This is a genomic window from Bianquea renquensis (assembly GCF_014384895.1).
GTDB classification, from domain to species: Bacteria; Bacillota; Clostridia; order Lachnospirales; family Bianqueaceae; genus Bianquea; species Bianquea renquensis.
This window is the reverse complement of record NZ_JACRSQ010000003.1, coordinates 198,089-219,170: the sequence shown is the minus strand read 5'-3', so window position 1 is coordinate 219,170 and position 21,082 is coordinate 198,089. Positions and strand designations below refer to the sequence as shown.

Sequence of the window (21,082 nt, the reverse complement as noted above, 5' to 3'; positions counted from 1 at the left end):
AAGACCCCTTGAAGACGACGAGGAGATAGGCCGGAGGTGGAAGTTCCGAGAGGGATGGAGCTGACCGGTACTAATAGGTCGAGGAGCTTGATCAGGAGAGAGGACGAGTGAAACGTGAAAGCGTGACTCGGAGGACGAGACAGGTCAAGAAAGTGGAGAAGACCTTTGGTTGTTTCTTTTTTCCCTTCAATGTGCAATTTTGAGAGTTCCTAGGGAAGTAGACTGGGAAAGACAAGAGAATAGATGATCCTCGATAGCTCAATGGTAGAGCATCCGGCTGTTAACCGGAGGGTTGTTGGTTCGAGCCCAACTCGGGGAGGTAAGCGGTGACGATGCGTCTATGGGAAACACTCGTTTCCATCCCGAACACGAAAGTTAAGCCATAGACGGCCGATGGTACTTGGTGGGTGACTGCCTGGGAGAGTAGGTGGTTGCCGCTTTTTTTATTTCTGGAATAAAACTTGAGTGACCGTCCCCTATGGCAGACCTGAAGTCAAAGTGCTTACATTTTCCATAGAGTGCTGATATACTATGGATAGTGTGCGACATAAGGCTGACCTTACTTACTTCATGTGTTCTGTAGTGTACCTGCGTTCTTAAGCATCACCTCTTTGGCTTGTTGTAATACAATACATGTTTGACATCTCTACCAAAATAAATCCAGCACTGTGTCTACTTATATTGACGGCTACAATTTAGATGAAGGGTTTTTGAAAAGTCATAAATTTGTCAGATATTTTATATTGAAAAGTATATTGATGTGCGATATAATATATTTGAAAAGTTTAAAAGGAGGGCTCTTATGTTATACCGCAAAATCGAATCGCTGATTGAAGCGCATTTACAATCCGGCTCGAAAAAAATTCTTTTGATTGACGGAGCCCGTCAGGTTGGTAAGACGTATATTATCCGTTATGTAGGCGAAAGGCTTTTTGAAAACTTTATTGAAATCAATATGGTGGAGGATTCTTTAGGCGACCGGCTCTTTGCCAATACCAAAACGGTGGAGGACTTCTATTTGCAGGTGAGTATGCTTGCCGGCAGCAAGATGAAAGATAAGGAAAATACCCTGATTTTTCTTGACGAAATCCAAGCCTATCCGCATCTGCTTACACTGCTAAAATTTTTGTCGCAGGATAACCGCTTTACCTATATCGCCAGTGGCTCCCTGCTCGGCGTCACACTATCGCAAACCACCTCGATCCCGATGGGCAGCATCCGCAAGGTGCGGATGTTCCCTCTCGATTTTGAAGAGTTCCTGTATGCAAACGGAATGAATGAGATTGCCATTTCCTCCATGCGCAAAAAGTTTGAGCGGCTGGAAGCACTGGACGAATCAATGCACAATAAGATGATGGATTTGTTCCGCAAGTATTTGCTGGTGGGTGGACTGCCGGATGCCATCAATTCTTACCTCAGTGAAAAAAATATCCAGTCTGTACGGGAAATCCAAAGCGAGATCCACGACTATTATGCTGCCGACGCTTCCAAGTACGATGAAGAAAACAAACTAAAAATCCGCAGGATTTACGACCTTATTCCTTCCAATATGGAGAATAAGAAGAAGCGTGTTGTAGCGCAGAACATTGAGAATAAAAAGGGAAAGACCTTCCAAAATTACAGCGACGAGTTTGAGTATCTAATCAGCGCCGGAATCGCTCTCAATGTACAGGCGATATCTAATCCTGTTTTCCCACTGATTGAATCATCCGGCAAAAATTTGCTCAAGCTATATCTCAACGATGTGGGGATTCTTACCGGCATTCTTTACGGCAACAATATCCGGGCAATATTGGACGATGAAAAAAGTATCAATCTTGGTTCGGTCTATGAAACAGTGGTTGCCAGCGAACTGATTGCTCATGGTTACAAGCTGTTTTATTACGATAACCGCAGCAAGGGAGAGGTGGACTATCTGATTGACGACTACGGCAGTCTTTCCGCTGTACCCATTGAAGTAAAATCAGGAAAAGATTACACGGTACACAGTGCGCTCAATACTTTTGTCCAGAACGAAGATTACCATATCAAGAAAGCGTTTGTAGTATCTAACGAGCGTGAGATTTCCAGTAAGGGAAAGATCACCTATATCCCAATCTATTATGTTATGTTTTTTCATGCCGGTTCAGACGGAGAAAAGCTACAGTTTTAAAAGATCCTTTTTTCATATGGAGACTGCCTAATGCCTTGCCCTGTGGATGCTGGATTTCCCAGTTCTCAGGGCGGGGCAATTTTTAATTTTTAGACGCAGAATTTTAATAACAGCTTCCGTTGATGTACCTTGACAAAGGAATAAGTTTGACCGGATCGGAAGAATCGAGTATGAAACGCCTTTTGTAGTGCCATGGTTTGCCGAGCATGGCGTTGAGGTGAGGTAAGCGGTGACGATGCGTCTCTGGGAAACACTCGTTTCCATCCCGAACGCGAAGGCTTTATTTATGGTGAACAGTAGTAAATTGATCATCGAATTACATCCTTCTATACTGGAGGTGTGACAAAGCATTTTCCATATGGAGGTGGTCAGATGTATAAGCTGCCGGTTGTTTTGCAGCCAGAGATTGTATCGGAGTGCTGGACATTTTACAAAATGGTGGTGATTCAAACACATCCGAGGATTGAGGAGTGGTTTGCCTCGAAGAGGTTGGATGTATTTCTGTCGGAGAATGGAGTTCACTCCTGTTTTGGAGAAAACGGTGAAATGTATCCGTTGTCCTATTTTGGTGACATCCTACAGATATCGGAGGTCCAAGAACCGAAGCCCGGCGATATCCTGGATCGGATTGAGCGGGAGATAGACGAAGGGCGATATATTATCATATACCTGAATTTTACAACGCTACTTAATGACACGGAGCACGAGGCTCCCTATATCCATGAGGTGCTGATCTATGGGTATGATGAGACGAAAAGGATATTCTACTGTGCAAATGGGGGAAAGGAATACGAAATTGTGTATGATCTTCTTTTGGAGAATTATACGTCGGTCTGGGAATTATTCAGGGAGAGCCCAGAGTTGCGGTATTCTCGGAGAATGTGGTATTTTCTCGTCACCCGCATATCTTTAAATATAGACTATCGCAATGATAATGCCTGCTATGATTTCTTGAGAAAGATCGAGAGGGAATGGAAAGTGGGAACGGTAATCAAAAACGGGTATTCCAAACAGGGGGAAAGGGGAGACCCGATTGTATATCATTGTGGCATCTATACCCTTCTCGCGCTGCGAGATAAATTGATCCAGATGGCAACCCTAAGCCCTGAGGCTGAGGAACATCATACGTATTCGCTGATACTCTTAAAATTCTGTGAGCATCGCTCCATTTTGTTGCGGTCTATGGCATGGTTTCTCCATCACACGGGCTTTCTGAATGCAGAGGAGACAGCGGTCCCTATGCGCACCTGCTATGCTCAATATGAGGAGTGTGTCTCTCAAATGAAAAAAATCCATTCGCTTTCCCTGAAATATTCGCAGACAGGGGATACGGCCATTTACCTTAGGATTATCGATTATTTGCAAGCCCAATATGCCTTAGAATATGAGGCGCTGGAGGCTTTTCACAAGAAGGCAATAGAATTCTATCATTGATCGCTTGAGAACAGGTCTTGCAGGAAAAACAGATGGATGATATAATAAAAGTATCCATGTAGTAATATATAAAAATAGAGAAGATAGAGAGGCCTTCCACCGATGATCACACCAGAAGTGAAACAGCGAGTATACAAATTGTTGACCGAATCATTTCCTTTTGACGAGCCACAGCCCTTTGCAAAGGTGGCCCTATATTTGACAAAACAGGGGATTAAAAGCTCCGATTACGGTTATGCGAAAATGAAACCGTTTTTGTCGGAGATGCCTGAGTTTTTATTGATTCGAGAGATCCTTCTGGGACAAAACCCACAGCAGGAGATTACCCTCCGGCGGTGGAAGGAGGCAAAGGATAGTGCATTTGCGTCTATGGTGAACATACCCAATAAGACGTTGGAAGGGTATGGACTGTTAATTGGAAAGTCTAAAGATGAGGCACTGAGCGCACTATCTGATGCCTATGCGAGAGCTAAGGCGGAGGGGCGTCTCACGCAGACGGAGGATCAGCAAATCTTTGAGACAGACCAGGCGAGGATCCTGCTGACGCCCAATCGCTATGTGGTGACCGACTCCAAGCCCTGGCATCTATCCTTTACGGCGAAGACAGGTCAGATTGCGGAAAGCCAGGGGCTGCAGGGGCAATCAGTGGCATCGCTGACACAGGAGAATAAAAAGGATATCTATTTTGCGCTATCGGAAGTGCTGCCGAAGGAAGAGACACTGCACATGGCCGTGGTCAGTAAGGTGATGAATGACGCGGGCCATTCAAAGGAACAATATGGATTTTATAAAATGAAGCTGCTCTTGCAGGAGCTAGGTGAGTTTCTGTCACTGGAGGAAGCCGTTATGGGAGGCGTACCCCAGACGCTAGTCACTTTGCATGCGGTTCCGGACTGGGATCAGGAGGGAGGAAGGACGGTCGAACCAGGCGCGGAATCAGTGCGGTTGAATGGGGAGCCCTCGCTCCCACATAAGATGATGGGATCTGTCCAATTGCTGCCCAAGACATTGGCCAAGCTGAATTTGGCGCTGACCGGCGTTGAGGCGCCGCCGACTCAGCAGGTTGTGCAGGCGGTCTGTGCGGGTTATGATAAAGCCAGGGCGACAGGAACACTGCGGGAGCGAAATAACGCATATCTTTTCTCCGTCGATTTGCGGGATAAAAATGGAGAGCCGATCTACGCATCCATCAAGCGATCCGATTATGGGGTCTATCCATGGTACTTGAATTTCGCAGGTGTGAGTCGGTCGAATCCAATGCGGAATCCAGGAAAAGAACTGGAGCGCTTTGCCTTTTTAGGCTCTTGGTCTAATTTCCTGGAAGAGTTGGAGAGAAAAGCGCTTCCTGAGCCGTGGGATTTTGAAGACAGCCAGAATAAAAAGTATTTTATTCTACAAAAATACATTCAATATACATTTTACCGGCTACAGCTTGAAGATAAAGTCTGTGTCGCAGAGGATGGCAGCTTTGCAGCGTTTAACACAGGTCTGGTAACACAGCACTATGATGATCTATACGCTTGTTTTGAGCCAAGTGATGAGAGTCACAAGACGAAGTGGCGCTTTTTAGAGTTTTGTACCGCTGCCGGCCGTGGGGTGGGAAAACGGCTTGTGGATTATTTTAATCCCCTGCCGCAGCCCCCGTCGTATTTTGAGTGCAAGGAGGATCTGCTCTTTGATCTGGAAAAGGAGCTCCACACCGATTATGAGCACATTTTACTGGATAATGTGGCGCGTCTACCGCTGGAATTCCTTCGGGAAGAATGCCATGGGATGCGGGCTGCGCTTGAGGTTGTCGACCGAATCGAGGAAGCGGGCGATTGGCGGGAAAAAAAGCTTCGCTATCAGGAACTGAGCGATCGAATCGCGGAAACGCCGCGGTTGTTTAATCGCTTGCGGAATCGGCTGGAGGATGCCATTGAGATGGCGAGAAAACAGGTGCGCTGGAATTATAAAACGGCAATCCCGTGTTTCTTTCCGACGCGGAATGTAATGAGTCTTATGCTTCCGCTATCTCTGCAGGATGACAGCAGGGCAGATGCCGCATTGGTCGTAGAGCGAACACGTTCTGGCAATTATCAGGGGCAGACGATCCTCACATTGCAGCAGGCATATTTAGATGGCCGCCTGCTTTGCCGCCCCAACAGCGAGTGGTTGGATACGAGGAACATTAGCGGCGCGGAGGATGATGTGGAGGAGGACGAGGAGGAATAAAAGAACGCTTCATAAGGATCTGACGGTGACAGTCAGATCCTTCTTTATAGCAAGATTGTCTGGAATAGCACGTCGATATCCGCTAATAAACGGCGGGTTTCCTCATCAGAAGAATGTAAATAATGAGAGCGAAGCTTTTCCGCAATTTCTTTCATTACAGTTTCTTTATCTGAGTTAGTCACCATAATTTTTTCCACCCGTTCTACATCCTGTGGATTTAAGACGAATTCGTTGGCAATCTGAGCACCTAATTTGATACCCGTCATGAGATAACTTTCCTGGATAAGACTGGTAAAGGCAATTATCTGATCGAGTAATTCATTTTCTGCATATCCATGCTGTTCTAGATAGGTTTGCAAAGCCGTCCAAGCCTCCTCCTCAGTAGGCCGGTCTGTGTTGTAGCTGGCGCTGGAGTACAGCAAATAATCAATTAAAATTGGCAAATGCAGCTTATCTGACAATTCCTTGTACAATGTATCCATAGGATCAATCCTTTCTATCACTAGACGCCCCCTATACCTAAAGATGATCTCGGGTGGGAATTTGTTCATCAGTATAGATTGTCTAATCAAATCCTCAAATTTGATTATAGGTCAACAAAGGAAATGGTCAATGCCGTTGTTGTACCATGAATGGTCCACAGTGACAAAAAATAATGATGTGATCAGAGGAAAAAGAAGCCCTATCAAATGTTTTGCTGCGACTATATAAAAAGTATATATCAACTTTAGAAAATTTCAAGTTTCTGTTGAATGGTAAATTATGGGTAATGTTAACCAAGGTTAATTTTTTATAAATTTAGATTAGCTTATCCTATGGCTTTTGACAACAGGATTTGATACTATCACTACAGAATGGAAATATGGAGAGGAGGATGACAGCATTGAGTACATTGTTATGTAAATCAGAGTATGAGGCGAAGATTGCGGCCAGCCGGGATGAGAGGATGAAGTGGTGGCGTGAGGCTCGTTATGGTATGTTCATTCACTATGGGTTGTTTTCGATCCGTGGTGCTCACGAGTGGGCATGGGCTATGGAAAATAGCTGTGCGGAAGAATATGAGGCGCTAAAGGATCAATTTTTGACGAAGCCGGGAGCGCCAAGAGAATGGGTGCAGCTTGCCAAGCGCGCCGGTATGAAATACTGTGTGATGGTGACGCGACATCACGAGGGTTTCAGTCTGTGGGACTCCAAAGTTAATCCATTTAACGCAGTGAATTATGGACCCAAGAGGGATTTAGTTCGGGAATTCGTGGACGCCTGCCGTGAATTTGATATGGGGATCGGGTTTTACTCCTCGCTGATGGATTGGCATCATCCCGATGGCGGCCGCTGCGCCTACGATATGGAGGCCCGCAAGCGCTTTAACGACTATATCCTGGGATTAAACCGCGAACTGATGAGCAATTATGGAAAGATCGATATTCTCTGGTATGATGTATCGGCCCCCATGGAAAGCTGGGAGGGATGGGATTCTCTGACCCTCAATCAGATGGTTCGAGAATTGCAGCCCCATATTATCATTGATGACCGCTCTAAGCTCGCCGAGGATTTTGGAACGCCAGAAGGGCATATACAGGCACAGGATCGAGACTGGGAAGCGTGCATGACCTTCAATGATTTGAGCTGGGGATATATCGATTCGGAACAAGCGATTCCCTACAGCTACAACGCCCAGAGAATTCTCCGCATGCTATGGCAGGTGACGGCGCATGGAGGCAATCTGCTTCTGAACATCGGCCCCACGCCGGATGGATCGGTGCCAGAGGAAGCCGTTGAGCCCCTGGAGACCGTCGGAAAATGGCTGGCGGTATATGGGGAGGCCGTGTACGGCAGTATCCCAAAGGAAAAGACAGTGAAACTTGGCTCCATGGGGCGTTGCAGTATGAGCAATAAGGGGGAAAAGGTATATCTGTGGAATTGGATCTGGCCTACGGATGGAACTATGACCCTCGGCGGATTTGAGACGCCACTGTTGAAAGCCCGGATTCTCGGAACGAATGAGGAGATCGAGTTTGAACAGAAGGGGCATCGGATTTTCCTGAAGAATTTACCCCTGACGTCTCCCGATCCCATCGCCAACGTCGGCATGATTGAATTGACCTTTGAGGAAACACCGAAGTACACTTTCGCCAGCTATATTCCACAGCTTCACGGAGGGAAGGAAGTTGCGCGGGATTGAGGAAAGAAAAAGTTCGCTTCCGCGAACTCAGATCTAGGTCCGCCTCACGGCGGACTTTTCCTATAGGTGAAGCGAAGGGGCTGTCGTGAAATAGCGAATATGGCCCCAGATAGGTAAGAAGGAGAAAGCCCCTTAGAAAATCAGGCTTTCTTGAGGCGCAGGATATTTACCGGACAGTCTCCTTCTTTTAGAAGTCTCTGTATCAGGGCGGAAAATCCCCTTGTTTGGATTTTGAAAAGCGCTCCTAGTTTTGGATTTCATGATGTCGAAACCGATGGTCTATCATGAGGTTCCAGCTGAATGCATACAGCATAAACACATGATAGACCTTTTGTGCCGACTGATAGTTGAACCTCGGGAAGGTAATGTCCCTTCTTTTTTAAAGGATAAAATGCAGAGGCAGGTGTGATCCTTGTGGGTCACACCTGCCTGTGTGTGTGCCCGGTGGGCACACGTTCTAACGGGTGAAAGTCCCCAATCCGCCCGGCAGTGGGAAGAATACAGCCGAAGCAAGGGTGTCCACCGTGAGGTGGAATCTGAAGAAAGGATTAGGCAAAACTCTGGCCTGCTACATTTGAGGCTAAATGTAAGCATGAGATTGCGCAACAAATCAAAGTCCGATAACTGCACGGAATTGCATTTAGTATTTATGGAGCAGGTATAGGAGGGAAAGAGCGTGTGAGTACCCGGGGAGGTCTCGTGGACGCCTCCAATGCAATAGAACATTTGCGGAAGCGGTTGAAATAAGATTTATCACGAGAAGGCAGCAGAGGTCATAGTACTATGGCGCTTGCAAACGTCAAGGGAAGGACTGAACTTTAGGAGATGTGAGTAAATGAATGTAACCAAAGATGGGTTTAAGGACAGACAATTTCATATGGAAGACTATCTGCAAACGGTATCTGCGGAACAGAACGAATGTGCAGAAGTGTCCGTCTATCAGCGGATTACTGAAAACAAGCACATCAACACGGACTTTTGGACGGACAATCTACTGGAATTGATTCTACGGGAAGAAAAATCCCCGCCGGCATCGTCGAAACGCCCAAGGCGGCGGAGAAACAGAATGAAAAATGCACGTCGTCGAGGTGAAGAAAGGCAGGGGCCCAGCGTGCAAAGGAAGGCAAAATCCCCGCCGGCATCGTCGAGAGGATCAAGGCGGCGGAGAAATGGAAAGAAAAATGCACGCCGGTGAGGCGAGCAAAGGCAGAGACCGGCGTGCAAACGAAGACAAAATCCCCGCCGGCATCGTCGAGAGGATCAAGGCGGCGGAGAAATGGAAAGAAAAATGCACGCCGGTGAGGCGAAGAAAGGCAGGGGCCCAGCGTGCAAAGGGAGACAAAATCCCCGCCGGCATCGTCGAGAGGATCAATCCGGCGGAGAAACAGAATGAAAAATGCACGCCGGCGAGGTGAAAAAAGGCAGCGGCCAGCGTGCAAACGAAGACAAATTCTCCGCCGGCAGAGTCGAAACGGCCAAGGCGGCGGAGAAATGGGAAGAAAAATGCACGCCGGCGAGGTGAGGAAAGGCAGCGACCAGCGTGCAAACGGAGACAAAGTCCCCGCCGCCAGCGTGCAAAGGGAGGCAAAATCCCCGCCGGAATGATGAAGAAAGGCAGAGGCCGGCGTGCAAAAGGTGGAAAATTCCTTGCCGTCACAGTTGAAACGATCATGCCGACGAAGAAACAAAATGAAAAATCCCCGCCGGCGGGCAGTCTTCCAATATATGTAGGGGCAGGACGATCCTTTTCGCGACAGCCCTTTTTTTGAGATCACGAATATCTTCCAAAAATCGCTGGTTCTAGCAATTGACAGCCCTTAAAAACAAAGGTACAATGGAAATACATGTTCGGAAGCCTAGTTAGGAGGAAATGCGATGAAGATTGGAATTGGAATCGACACAGGCGGTACATACACAGACGCGGTGCTCTATGATTTTCATAGTAGGACGGTGGTGGCGAAGGCGAAAGCGCTGACGACACGGGAAAATCTGGCTGTTGGCATCGAAGCGGCCATGAGCAGCCTGCCTCAGGGGCAGCTTGTCAAGGCGGAGATCGTAGGGCTATCGACAACGCTGGCCACCAACGCCTGTGTTGAGAATAAAGGTGGCCGTGCGCGGCTTATGTTTTGGGGGGTGGACCGCAAGGTGGCGGCATCCACTGGGGCGCGCTATGGCCTGCCGGATATGGAGACGATCGTATTTCAGGAACAGGGTGCACATTTTGATGGGCAGCTGGATGAGGAGCCGGACTGGAAAGCCTTTGGCGAAAATCTCCATGAATGGTTTGACGGCTATGACGCGGCGGCCATCGTAGAGATCAATGCGATGAAGGATAACGCCGCCATTGAAAAAAAGGCAAAACAATTGGTGGAGGCGGCGCTGGAGATTCCAGTGGTCTGCGGCCATGAGCTATTTTCCGATCTCAACAGCATCCAGCGCGGCGCCAGTACGCTGCTCAACGCCAGGCTGATTCCGGTGATTGCAGATTTTTTGGAGGCGGTAAAGCGAGTTCTGAAGCAAAAGGGAATTGCGGTCCCGATTGTCATCGTGCGCAGCGACGGCAGCCTGATGAATGAGGAGTTCACCGCCGTTCGCCCGGTGGAAACGCTGCTCTGTGGTCCGGCCGCCAGTGTGATGGGAGGCGTGGAGTTGACAAGCGAACCCAATAGCTTAATTGTCGACATGGGTGGGACCACTACGGACATCGCGTTTGTGAAAGACAAGATTCCCGTTCGCGCAGAAGATGGAATTCGGGTAGGAAAGTGGAGGACCTTTGTCAAGGGATTGTACGTCGATACATTTTCGCTTGGGGGAGATACAGCGGTGCGGTATAATGACCGCCAGCTACTTTTAGATTCAGTTCGGGTTGTACCGTTGTGCATGTTGGCGGCGCAGTATCCCAACGTCACGGAGAAATTGCGGGATATAGTAGAACAAGAGCGAATTCATACGAAATATATCCATGAGTTCTATCTGCGTCTCAAGGATATATCCCACAGTGACCGGTATTCGGATCGAGAAAAAGACTTCTGCCAAGCGCTGGAGAATGGTCCGCTCACCCTGGAGGAAGCTGCCACCGCTATGGGAAAGGATGTGTATACGCTCAACGTAATGCGATTGGAAAAGGAAGGTGTCGTCATCCGCAGTGGCCTAACGCCTACGGATATCATGCATATTAAAGGGGATTTTCAGCGCTATGATGCAGAGGCATCCAAGCTCGGCGCCCGCCAGGTAGCACTTTGTGTTGGGATGGATTTGGATACGCTGTGTGATCGGGTGTATGAGGAAATCCACTGGCAATTGTATCGGAATATCGCCCGCATTTTATTGGAAGACCGAAATCCTTATTACAAAAAGCATGGCCTGGATGCGGGGATGGAAGTATTCCTTCGGGATTGTTTTGAAGGGCGCGAAGGGACGCTGTTAAACTCTATTTTGACAACGCCGGCTGCCTTGATCGGGGTTGGAGCGCCAACGCATATCTTTCTACCAAAGGTGGCGGAGTTATTGGGGACTCGAGCCGTCATTCCGCCCCACGCAGAGGTGGCCAACGCGGTCGGTGCGGTGGTGGGCAATATCGTAGCCAGCTGCACCATTGAAATCCGCCCGGAATGCAACGAAGATGGCGTTGAGGGTTTCTGTGTGTACGGAACAGACCAGAATGTATATTTTCAAGAGGCGGAAGAGGCGCGAAGCTTCGCCGCGGCGCAGGCTACGGAGGCGGCAAAGCAGGAGGCGCGCCGGCGTGGCGCTACAGGAGAGCTAACCATTCGCCAAGGTGTGGAGGAGGATGTGGCGGAAGCGAGGGATATGCATGTGTACCTGGGGACTCGCGTCACAGTCACAGCAGTGGGGAAATTAGGCGATTTATAAATGTATTGGAAAGGAAAACCGGATATGGTTTCGGGGCTGCCAAGGCAAGAGAAATCATATCCGGTTTATGATTCTATGGGAACTGAAGGTTCTTCCATAGTTCAGGGAAGAGGCTAGCGCCGGCGCTCCTTCACCCCTGCTTGAGCGATTTTTTCGCACAGATCCGTGTAGGAGATGCCAGCGGCGGCAGCCTCCTGCGGCAGTAGGCTTGTGGGAGTCATACCGGGCAATGTATTGGCTTCCAGACAGTAAGGTTGCTCACCTGCGTCCACGATGAAGTCGATCCGAGAGTAATATCCGAGGCGGAGTGCCGAGTGCACCGTTAACGCCAGCGTTTGTAGCTTTTGACACAGCGCCTCGGATATGGGCGCTGGGCAGAGCTCTTTCGTAAGCCCGGGCTGGTACTTATTGCGGTAGTCATAAAATCCTTCTGTGACCACGATTTCAATGGGCGGTAGGGCACGGCCGTCCAAGATGCCCACGGAAAATTCCCGTCCGACAATGCGCTCTTCGATGAGCAGGCGATCATCATAGTCGCCGGCCTTGCCCAGGGCGAGAGCTAAGGAGGGAGCGTCCTCTGCCAGCGCCACACCTACGCTGGAGCCACAGCTACAGGGCTTAACGACGCAGGGAAATGGGATGTCGGATGGCACGGCAGGGTCATAGATGGACCAGCGGGGCGTTAAAACGCCGTGGGAGGCCATAAGCTGCTTTGACAGATCTTTATCCATTGCCAGCAGACTGCCAATATATCCGGTTCCTGTATAGGAAATCCCATAGGCATCAAAAATTGCCTGAATTTGACCATTTTCTCCCATAGAGCCGTGCAGGGAGAGAAAAACGAGATCCGCGAAGCGGCAGAGTTCCATTACGCCGGGGCCAATGAGAGAGGCATCCGCGGAAAGCGGTTGAAGTTCAGCGGCTACCTCGGGAACTCTATAGGAGAAGGGAGCGCCGGACCCTGGCGCGTGAAAATAGGATGCAAGAGGGGCCGTTAGGCGCAAGCCCTCATAGAGATCCAACAGTACAACCTCATGGCCATTTTCTAAAAGTGCGTTGGCGATCAAGCTCCCTGACGAGAGGGAGACGTCGTGTTCAGGGCTATGGCCACCGGCCAATACAACAATTTTCATAGCAAACTTCCTTTCAATCAGGAATTGGAGGAGGGGACGAGCGTTAGGACCGACACTTCAGGTCGATTGAAGAGACGTACTGGGAAGGGATAATTACCAAGGCCACTGGAGACGTAGAGAGCATGGCCGTCCATTTCATAGAAGCCCTTATCATAGACAGGCTGTGACGACGTGAGTCTGGGAAACCATATGCCATTATACTGCAATGGTCCCAGAAAAGGAAGACGAACCATCCCGCCGTGAGTGTCGCCGCATACGATTAGATCGGCGCCCCAGTTTTTATAGGCGGCATAGTTTGGAATATGCGCCAGGAGGATGGAGAAGCGAGAGTCCGGCGGGGGATCGAATGCCTTGTGGAGGTCAAAGGTTGGTGAAAAATAGGCGTTGGTGATACCGTAGAGCCGAAGGGCATTCTCGCGGATGGTTATGTCTTCGTAGGTGTACAGCAGGGTATGAACGCCCCCTTCGCGCAGGGATTGCAGGTAACCCGTATCTGCATCATGCTCGCCAGGGACAAAGTACACCGGCGCCACGGCGGTCAGTTGGGTCAGGAGGGCAATCGCCCGGGCGGCTCCCTTTTCATCGCCATAAGTATACATATCGCCCGTCACAACGATCACATCAGGCCGCTGCCGTTCCACTTTGGAGAGTAAAGCGGCCTGGCCTGGGCCAAACTGTGTGCCGTGCAGGTCGGAGAGTTGCACGATGGTGACGGGGGATTGGATCTTGCCATTTGGGATGGAGACTTGATCCACAGAGAGGGTAAAATTTTCATAAAACCAGAACAGAAGGACAGCCACAACGAGACTCAACCAGAGCTTCCAACCTCTTCGGCGTCGTGCCTTGTCGGACATGGCAGCCGCCTTAAAGGTCGATTTCCCGGCCAGGTTCGACGATAATGCGCCCTGGCCCCATGAACCGTTCCGCCATTTTCTGATCAAAAAGGGCTCCTGGTTTCATATGAATCGGGATTGAGTGTTTTGCGCCGATACTCTGAGCACAGGCGGTGGCCTCCGCCGCATCCATATTATAGATGCCATCGATGGGCAACAGGGCGTAATCTAAGTGATACTTTGGCAGCAGAGACGTCATGGCATCGGTGCGGGACGTGTCGCCAGCAGCATAGATGGAGACTTCATCCACATACAGGACGTAGCCGACACACTCTTCACGCTTATGATTGTGGTTGTACGCAGGAACCGCATCGATCTGTACATCTTTGATGGAAAACCGCTGGTATTGACCATTTTGTAATGCCTCTTTGGCGGTAATCATCTTCGTGTCCGCCAAAGTCCGAACCAGCGAGACATTGTTATGGTCGTAGTGATCATGCGTGACAAGAATAATGTCAGCTGGAATATCATAGCCATCTCCAGCATAGGGGTCCACATAGATCACGGTTTTATTGTTCGTGGTGAGTCGATAGCTTCCATGTCCTTGATAGTAAAGTTTTGCCATGGTAAAATCTCCTTCTGGTTAAGATTGATATGCTGCTTATTATACTCCCAATCGGTGAAAAGTGTCAAGATCGCTGCACATGGGAAGGACCGAAGACATTTTTGACAAGGAATGCTTGACAGCAAAAAGGTTCTGCAAGATAATAGAACTACGTGCGGGTGTGACAAGGAGGACGCAGGCGCTGGATTGACAGCGCCAGTTGGAGTTATGCCATCAAAGAGTGTAGGGGGGATCTGCCCAGCAATCCGAAAACAGATCCCTTTCTGATCGCAACCGCATATTTTTATCGTTCAACTGAAATCCTATGTAAAGCAGGCGATGAAGAATCAAAACATAGTTGAAGACTATGCAGTGGAGGTAGGTATGAAAAAGGGGCTCTCTTTTTACTGGAAGTTATTTTCCGCTACTTTCAGCTTAAGCGCTTTCACCTTTGGCGGAGGCTACATTATTATCCCGCTGATGCGGAAAAAATTTGTGGAGCAGTATCACTGGATCGAGGAAGAGGAAATGATGGATCTGACCGCTATCGCGCAATCGTCCCCAGGGGCCATGGCGGTCAACGCATCCATCCTTGTGGGATACCGTCTGGCAGGGATTCCGGGAACCCTGGTTACAGTGCTTGGCACCATATTGCCCCCCCTGATCATTCTATCCATCATCTCCATCGGCTATACAGCTTTCCGGGATAGCGTGGCCGTCAGCCTTGTCCTGCGCGGCATGCAGGCAGGCGTGGCGGCTGTCATTGTGGATGTGGTCATCACCATGGCAAAGACCATCTGCAAAGGGAAGCGATGGATTCCCATAGGGATTATGATAGGAGCATTTTTCTGCGCCTGTGTGCTCAAAATCAATGTCGTCTGGATCATCCTGGTATGCGGGGCTTTTGGGGCGCTGGAGGTTCTGTGGAGAGGAAAAAAGAAAAAGGAGGAGACCCCATGATCTACCTGGAATTATTCTGGAGTTTCGTTCAGATCGGGCTGTTTAGCATCGGCGGAGGCTACGCGGCGTTGCCGATTATACAGCGCCAAGTGGTTGAAGTGCATCCATGGCTCACCATGACGGAATTCGCAGATGTGCTCACCATCTCCCAGATGACGCCAGGCCCCATCGCCATCAACTCCGCGTCCTTCGTTGGAATCCGCATTGCAGGCATAGGGGGCGCGATTGTCGCAACCGTGGGCTGTGTGTTGCCCTCGCTGGTCATTGTTTTGCTGCTGGCCTTTATCTACTATCGGTATCGAAAGCTTACGGTGATCCAGGGGATTTTGGATGGACTGCGCCCCGCAGTGGTGGGTTTGATTGCTTCAGCCGGTCTATCGATTTTGATCCTGGCTTTCTGGAATGGAAACCCGGTTTCCTTCTCTCTGCCGGACATAGACTGGATCGCTGTAGTTCTGTTCGCTTTCTGTCTTTTTGTTCTGCGAAAATGGAAGCCCAATCCGATTTATGTCATGGCGGGGGCTGGTATTTTAGGGCTCGGCGCGTATTATTGTTTGTTGATTTGATTAAATATTCCCCGTGGGTAAATGGTAGGCACAGGGGAAATATCTTCCTCTACAGCGTCTATCTTCCCACCAAGAAGATAGGCAAGAATCTGTTCCGATGTGCAGACGTTCCGAAAAATGGAAAGCGCTGTGGAACAGACAGGGACAGCCGATAGGAAGAGAAAAACACCGCCCAGCCTGTGATCGCTGGCGGTGTCGTACATAGTTTACAGTAGAGATATATTTTTGTATTTTATTCTACTTTCCAATTGCAGAGAAATGTTGTATGGAAACGCCCTTAACAGTACCCCACATATGACTTTACATTTCCATCAGAACCAAATGTGATACACAAATGACCGTCGTTGGAATCAACCCAGAGATACCTTGCTTCGCCGTCCTCATTAAGACTAATCAAATATCCAGATGTTTTAAATGCACTCACACATTCGTCATATGTACTCAACTCGCCGCTATCTAGCTGATCAGCAGCCGAAAGATCGGTTTTACTGTCAACAAATTCAGCTCTATATTCATCTTTCTCGAAATTGCCGCCGAAATATGTAACCAGACCACTCACTGTATTGATCCATACTTGTATTTCTAGTTCCTGTCCGTTTACTGTAATGTTGTAATAATGATAAGCTTTATCAACCTCTGTAGGCTCGCCTAAAATCTCTCTCACATCACTTTCGGTCATACCAATCTCTAACTGACTGAATTTAGCATAGCCATCGCTTTCCTCCGAATCCTGTATATCGTTTCTTTCCGTTTCCGTATGGCTATCAGAGGAACCTGAAACCGTATTGTCTACATCAGCATTCTTTTCGCTACACGCCGTTAATAAAACAATCATCAGCGCAAGCAGAGGTACAAGTATCCATTTGTTTTTTCGTTCTGACATACATACTAACTCCTTATTTCAAAATCTATAATTTTCATACGCTCGGGCAATATTATACATCACCATTATGGAAAAGTCAATTATAAAGCGGCGACATGGCTGATTTGCTGCATCGTTTCAAACAGCATCAATCAATACTATATTTTTATTCGGATTTTTTATTTTATAAAATACGGGAACTTTTTTCCCGATTCTCTCTGCCCCATTCTTATAAAACGCATCGATAGCCTTTTTCCGTTCTTCGTCAAAATCTCCCCAATGCTCATATACCCATGTTTCATATACTTTGTTTGAATTGCTATCTATAAATCGAATTTTCGTTGACATACATACATCATCAGAATCGCCTGCCGCAGCCTCTATAATTTCCCCATAACAAAATTGGGCATTCTTAAAAAAAACTTTTCTTTTTAGTATGTGTATCAATGGCAGTAAGGGTATCCATGAAAAAAGAATAAACCTTATACTCAAAAAGCAAAAGGCAATTTCAAAACATAGTAATAGTAAAGTCAGAAACAATGATAATTTTGTTGTCGCCTGCATACTTTGTTTCCTTAAGGTCTCTTTCTCATTATCCATTAAAAAACTCCATTCCGATGCTTTTTATTCCTGCCGACAGTCAGCCTAGGACGAAAAGCTATCCCTCAAGCTGCTCTTTAACAAGCTGTAGAACAAAATTGCCGAAATCTTCGGCAATCGTTTCCTCTGCCTGATACGCTGAACCATTAAATCGTGCCGTAATAACGCAAGGCTCGCCGTCGTCATTTAAGGATGAATAATCCAAATATGCCATCGATCCATCATCAAAGGTATAGATAGGGATCCAGTGAGTGGGCAATCCATATTCTTCACGATCATTTAGGGCATATGCAACGGAATTGCCTTCCAATTCGCCGGAAGTATCATTCGGGTCAATACCAAAAATCTCATTCCCAAAGAAAGACAGATACCCGTATTGTTCATAAAATTCTCTGCACTGTTTGGAGAATTTAACGTTTAACAATTCCTCGGATTTGCTTATTTCTTCCTGGGTTTTACCGCCCGCAGTAGTATAAAATCTGCATTTTGGCGCAATTTTCATCGCTTCTTTATAATTCTGATAACTCATAAAGAACACCTCCATCATTACAGACTTGTCGGTTTGTTTGAGTATAATTATACATTACCATTATAGAAAGCACAAGTAGCATACGCTGTAAGGGCATCTCGTTTTCGGTACTTTTCCTTATTCGCTTTCACTCATGTTTGACAAACCTACATATATACAAACTGACGAAAAGTCTTGAAAATACAGGACCTTCAGAGCAAGGCTATAGAATAGACTAATTAAGTAGTCTTTAGAAAAATGGGTAACATAAAACCTGCCGAACCAATATTGGCTAGGCAGGTTTAATTAAATCAAGGTTATCTAAGATAACTTTTCGTTATATCCTAATGCTATTATTTCGTCAATATATCGTATTAGTTAATCGCACAGCATTCTGATTTACTAAAAAGTAACGTATTACGGCCGGCGGTATTGACTCGGCGTCGTCCCGTAGTGCCGCCGGAAGGTCCGGATAAAGCTGTTGGCATCGGAAAAACCGCAGCGCATGGCGATCTCGCCAACGGAGAGGGATGTCTGCGCCAGCAGCTCTTTTGAGTACGTCAGCCGATTGAGAAGCAGGTACTGCTTTGGACTGTAGCCGGTCAGCTCCTTGAAGGTATGACTCAAATAATAAAAATTAATATAAAACTTTTCTGCTAACTCTTTTATCTTAATGTCCTGGGCAAAGTTTTGGTCGATATACTTCTGAACTTGGTAAATGCTCTCCTGAACAGGCTTATCGGGAATCGGAAACCGATGGCTGTGCCGGCGGTACAGGAGGATCAGCAACTCTTTGATCAAGCAGGCGGCGCGCTCAGCGCTCAGAGGATCATTCACCCTCGATTCCTCCAAAAGGGCGGTAAAGATTGGCCCCGCTTCTTCCACAGCGGGAAACACATGGCAGAAATTTTGGGGGCGATTTTTGAACAGCGACATGAGCTTTGGATTGTTGATTAGACGGTCCAGGGAGAGGGATGAAAAGATGACATAATACCGCTCATAGCGGGAGGACTGAATCTCGACGCAATGCTCTTCGAGATTGCTGATGAATACAAGTTCCCCCTCATGGATGGTGTAGAGGTGAGACGAGATGGAAAGACCGATCTCGCCTTTTTTTACATATAGAATTTCATAATCCATATGGGAATGCTTATGGATTGGAGTTGGCTGATTTGAGTATTCACAGCGAAATAGTGAAGTGCCGTCCATGCTCGGTATCCCTCCCGGAAAAGCAAATTTCGCCTATTTTGTGACAATTGAAGATGACACAGCAAAGCAAATTTATTATACCATAGAATCATCAGTATGGAAAGAATCGGTTCATATTTGTATGGCAGAAAGCATAGGAGGTAAAGGTATGGATAAGGCAGTCTTTTTTTCCACGATGGAACAAACCCTTTGCAAGGTGTATGGGGAGCCGCCGGAGGCAATAGTGAAGCCGGAATTGGAATTTTGCCCGGTGGTGATACGGGAAGATACTCTTGAAGAAAATCGGGAATTCCTGAAGGACGTGAAATATGGATTTTCGACATGGGGGATGACCGTCCTCACAGAAGAACAGATTCGAGACTATTTTCCTAAATTGGAGTGCGTTTTTTATGCGGCCGGTTCTGTTCAGTACTTTGCCCGGCCCTTCCTGAACTGTGGGGTCCGGGTGTTTTCAGCGTGGAGGGCCAACGGAATCCCGGTGGCGGAATTTACGCTGGCGCAGATCTTGCTGGCGAACAAAGGATATTTTCAATCGCTGAAGAAGATGAAAGATCACCCTGGACGTTTTGATGAGGCGGCCCAGTACTGTGACACCTTTGGCGGCAACTATGGCAAACGTGTGGGGATTATCGGTGTGGGCGTCATCGGCCGGTATCTCATCGGATTGCTTAGGAATTTTTGTCTGGAGACAGTGGTGTTCGACCCCTTCTTAAGCGACGAGGATGCCACGTCCCTGGGGGTCAAGAAATGCTCCCTGGAAGAAATCTTTTCCACATGCAGCGTAATCAGCAATCATCTGGCGAACAATGAACAGACGAAAGGGATGCTGAACGGGCGGCTCTTTGATCTCATGGCGGACAATGCGACGTTCATCAATACTGGAAGAGGGGCCCAGGTGGTGGAAGCGGATCTCATTCGAGCGCTCCAGGAGCATCCCAACCGCACAGCACTTCTCGATGTCACAGACCCGGAACCGGCACTTCCGGACAGCCCATTCTATACCATGGACAATGTGTTCTTAACGCCACATCGAGCGGGGAGCGTTGAGGATGAAGTGCGGCGTATGGCAGAATTCATGGTGGAAGATTACCAGCGAGTCCTCAGGGGAGAACCTTCACCCGATGAAGTCACATTGGATATGCTTAAGACCATGGCATAGGAGGAGTTGGAGATGATCAAGACAGGGATGGTTTCCGTGACCTTCCGTCAATTCGATGTGGACGAGGTTATCCGGAGAACCAAGGAAGCGGGGCTCATGGCCATCGAATGGGGTGGGGACGTTCATGTTCCCCACGGAGATTTGGACAAAGCGCGCTATACAGCCGATAAGATGAGGGAAAACGGTCTGGAGATTGCCTCCTACGGGTCCTACTACCGAGCTCTGGAGGACGAGACGTTTGAGGATATACTGGCCACAGCGAAAGCGTTGGGAGCGCCCAACATTCGAATCTGGGCCGGGGAGAGGGAACCGCAGGACTGTGACAGAGAGCAGAGGGCACGGACTGTCCAGCGCATCCGAGACGCGGCCCGCATGGCGGCTAGGGAGAATATCACAGTCTCCACGGAATACCACGGAGGAACCTTGACGGTGATGCAGGATTCAGCTGTCGCTCTGTTGAAAGAAGCGGAAGAGCCAAACCTGTACACCTATTGGCAGCCTTTGGGCGACAGACCATGGGGCGAACACGAGGGACAGGTGATAGAACTTTTACAGTTAGGTAAGCTTACCAATCTCCACGTCTACCAATGGCAAAAGTATGAGCGGTTTCCCCTGGAGCAAGGGGAGGCCCGATGGGAGACATTTTTGCGGCCGGCGGCGAGGGATACGGCCATGCACTATGCCCTGTTGGAGTTTGTGAAGGACGACGATCCGGACCAGTTTTCACGGGACGCGGCGACGCTACAGTCTATGTGCAAGAGGCTGTCTCACTGAAGATTCTAAGATAGAAAGG

20 protein-coding genes, 1 tRNA gene and 2 rRNA genes are annotated in these 21,082 nt (G+C 48.3%); 15 read left to right on the top strand and 8 right to left on the bottom strand.

What is annotated here, in order from left to right; genetic code table 11:
• The 6 genes from H8730_RS03925 to H8730_RS03900 form a co-directional block, all read left to right on the top strand.
• Window positions 1-95 (top strand): 23S ribosomal RNA (locus H8730_RS03925); the annotation flags it as partial.
• Window positions 96-247: 152 nt separating this feature from the next.
• Window positions 248-319: transfer RNA gene (locus H8730_RS03920), tRNA-Asn, on the top strand.
• A 3-nt stretch (window positions 320-322) separates the two neighbouring features.
• A 5S ribosomal RNA gene (gene rrf, locus H8730_RS03915) occupies window positions 323-440 on the top strand.
• A 362-nt stretch (window positions 441-802) separates the two neighbouring features.
• Window positions 803-2,152, top strand: coding sequence for an ATP-binding protein (locus tag H8730_RS03910; protein WP_177715649.1), 1,350 nt, complete (start codon window positions 803-805; stop codon window positions 2,150-2,152).
• 372 nt (window positions 2,153-2,524) lie between these two features.
• Window positions 2,525-3,586, top strand: a complete 1,062-nt coding sequence (locus H8730_RS03905; protein WP_177715651.1) for a hypothetical protein — start codon at window positions 2,525-2,527, stop codon at window positions 3,584-3,586.
• 102 nt (window positions 3,587-3,688) lie between these two features.
• Window positions 3,689-5,800, top strand: a complete 2,112-nt coding sequence (locus tag H8730_RS03900; protein WP_177715653.1) for a DUF3825 domain-containing protein — start codon at window positions 3,689-3,691, stop codon at window positions 5,798-5,800.
• A 44-nt stretch (window positions 5,801-5,844) separates the two neighbouring features.
• Here the strand turns inward: H8730_RS03900 and H8730_RS03895 are convergent, their stop codons facing one another.
• The gene (locus tag H8730_RS03895; protein ID WP_177715655.1) at window positions 5,845-6,303 is read right to left on the bottom strand and encodes a hypothetical protein; all 459 of its coding nucleotides are present in this window, start codon (window positions 6,301-6,303) and stop codon (window positions 5,845-5,847) included.
• A gap of 380 nt (window positions 6,304-6,683) precedes the next feature.
• On the opposite strand from H8730_RS03895, the gene H8730_RS03890 reads away from it, so the two are divergent.
• The 5 genes from H8730_RS03890 to H8730_RS03875 all read left to right on the top strand — a co-directional run bounded on the left by H8730_RS03890 (window position 6,684) and on the right by H8730_RS03875 (window position 11,855).
• Window positions 6,684-7,982: an alpha-L-fucosidase gene (locus H8730_RS03890; RefSeq protein ID WP_177715657.1), complete on the top strand. Its 1,299-nt coding sequence runs from the start codon at window positions 6,684-6,686 to the stop codon at window positions 7,980-7,982.
• Window positions 7,983-8,817: 835 nt separating this feature from the next.
• Complete coding sequence (locus H8730_RS03885; RefSeq protein ID WP_249289401.1) at window positions 8,818-9,177, top strand: hypothetical protein; 360 nt, start codon at window positions 8,818-8,820, stop codon at window positions 9,175-9,177.
• A complete protein-coding gene (locus H8730_RS03880) occupies window positions 9,164-9,397 on the top strand; it encodes a hypothetical protein (RefSeq protein WP_249289399.1) in 234 nt (77 codons plus the stop codon). Before H8730_RS03885 ends, H8730_RS03880 begins: the two co-directional genes overlap by 14 nt.
• Window positions 9,379-9,504: a hypothetical protein gene (locus H8730_RS17530; protein WP_283243841.1), complete on the top strand. Its 126-nt coding sequence runs from the start codon at window positions 9,379-9,381 to the stop codon at window positions 9,502-9,504. The genes H8730_RS03880 and H8730_RS17530 overlap by 19 nt, the downstream gene beginning before the upstream one ends.
• A 353-nt stretch (window positions 9,505-9,857) precedes the next feature.
• Complete coding sequence (locus H8730_RS03875) at window positions 9,858-11,855, top strand: hydantoinase/oxoprolinase family protein (protein WP_177717415.1); 1,998 nt, start codon at window positions 9,858-9,860, stop codon at window positions 11,853-11,855.
• Between the two features lie 113 nt (window positions 11,856-11,968).
• Here the strand turns inward: H8730_RS03875 and H8730_RS03870 are convergent, their stop codons facing one another.
• The 3 genes from H8730_RS03870 to H8730_RS03860 are packed head-to-tail and all read right to left on the bottom strand — an operon-like array spanning window position 11,969 to window position 14,446.
• A complete protein-coding gene (locus H8730_RS03870) occupies window positions 11,969-12,988 on the bottom strand; it encodes a D-alanine--D-alanine ligase family protein (RefSeq protein ID WP_177717413.1) in 1,020 nt (339 codons plus the stop codon).
• Between the two features lie 17 nt (window positions 12,989-13,005).
• Entirely contained in the window at window positions 13,006-13,929 is a 924-nt protein-coding gene (locus H8730_RS03865) for a metallophosphoesterase (RefSeq protein ID WP_249289397.1), read from the bottom strand.
• Window positions 13,853-14,446, bottom strand: coding sequence for an MBL fold metallo-hydrolase (locus H8730_RS03860; RefSeq protein ID WP_177717409.1), 594 nt, complete (start codon window positions 14,444-14,446; stop codon window positions 13,853-13,855). Before H8730_RS03860 ends, H8730_RS03865 begins: the two co-directional genes overlap by 77 nt.
• Window positions 14,447-14,809: 363 nt before the next feature.
• On the opposite strand from H8730_RS03860, the gene H8730_RS03855 reads away from it, so the two are divergent.
• Both H8730_RS03855 and H8730_RS03850 read left to right on the top strand, forming a co-directional pair.
• The gene (locus tag H8730_RS03855; protein WP_177717406.1) at window positions 14,810-15,385 is read left to right on the top strand and encodes a chromate transporter; all 576 of its coding nucleotides are present in this window, start codon (window positions 14,810-14,812) and stop codon (window positions 15,383-15,385) included.
• Complete coding sequence (locus tag H8730_RS03850; RefSeq protein ID WP_177717404.1) at window positions 15,382-15,951, top strand: chromate transporter; 570 nt, start codon at window positions 15,382-15,384, stop codon at window positions 15,949-15,951. Before H8730_RS03855 ends, H8730_RS03850 begins: the two co-directional genes overlap by 4 nt.
• A 277-nt stretch (window positions 15,952-16,228) precedes the next feature.
• On the opposite strand, the gene H8730_RS03845 is transcribed toward H8730_RS03850, so the two are convergent.
• From H8730_RS03845 to H8730_RS03830, 4 genes are all read right to left on the bottom strand, one after another.
• On the bottom strand, window positions 16,229-16,834 hold the full coding sequence (locus H8730_RS03845; protein ID WP_177717402.1) for a hypothetical protein: 606 nt from the start codon (window positions 16,832-16,834) through the stop codon (window positions 16,229-16,231).
• 117 nt (window positions 16,835-16,951) lie between these two features.
• Window positions 16,952-17,413 carry a hypothetical protein gene (locus H8730_RS03840; protein WP_177717400.1) on the bottom strand — a complete coding sequence of 154 codons (462 nt, stop codon included), beginning with the start codon at window positions 17,411-17,413 and terminating at the stop codon, window positions 16,952-16,954.
• A gap of 58 nt (window positions 17,414-17,471) precedes the next feature.
• On the bottom strand, window positions 17,472-17,942 hold the full coding sequence (locus H8730_RS03835) for an SMI1/KNR4 family protein (RefSeq protein WP_177717398.1): 471 nt from the start codon (window positions 17,940-17,942) through the stop codon (window positions 17,472-17,474).
• 396 nt (window positions 17,943-18,338) lie between these two features.
• Window positions 18,339-19,130, bottom strand: coding sequence for an AraC family transcriptional regulator (locus tag H8730_RS03830; protein WP_177717396.1), 792 nt, complete (start codon window positions 19,128-19,130; stop codon window positions 18,339-18,341).
• 148 nt (window positions 19,131-19,278) lie between these two features.
• Between H8730_RS03830 and H8730_RS03825 the strand changes: the two genes are divergently transcribed.
• Both H8730_RS03825 and H8730_RS03820 read left to right on the top strand, forming a co-directional pair.
• A complete protein-coding gene (locus H8730_RS03825) occupies window positions 19,279-20,289 on the top strand; it encodes a hydroxyacid dehydrogenase (protein WP_177717394.1) in 1,011 nt (336 codons plus the stop codon).
• Between the two features lie 12 nt (window positions 20,290-20,301).
• Window positions 20,302-21,063 carry a sugar phosphate isomerase/epimerase family protein gene (locus tag H8730_RS03820; RefSeq protein WP_177717392.1) on the top strand — a complete coding sequence of 254 codons (762 nt, stop codon included), beginning with the start codon at window positions 20,302-20,304 and terminating at the stop codon, window positions 21,061-21,063.
• Window positions 21,064-21,082: the final 19 nt, after the last annotated feature.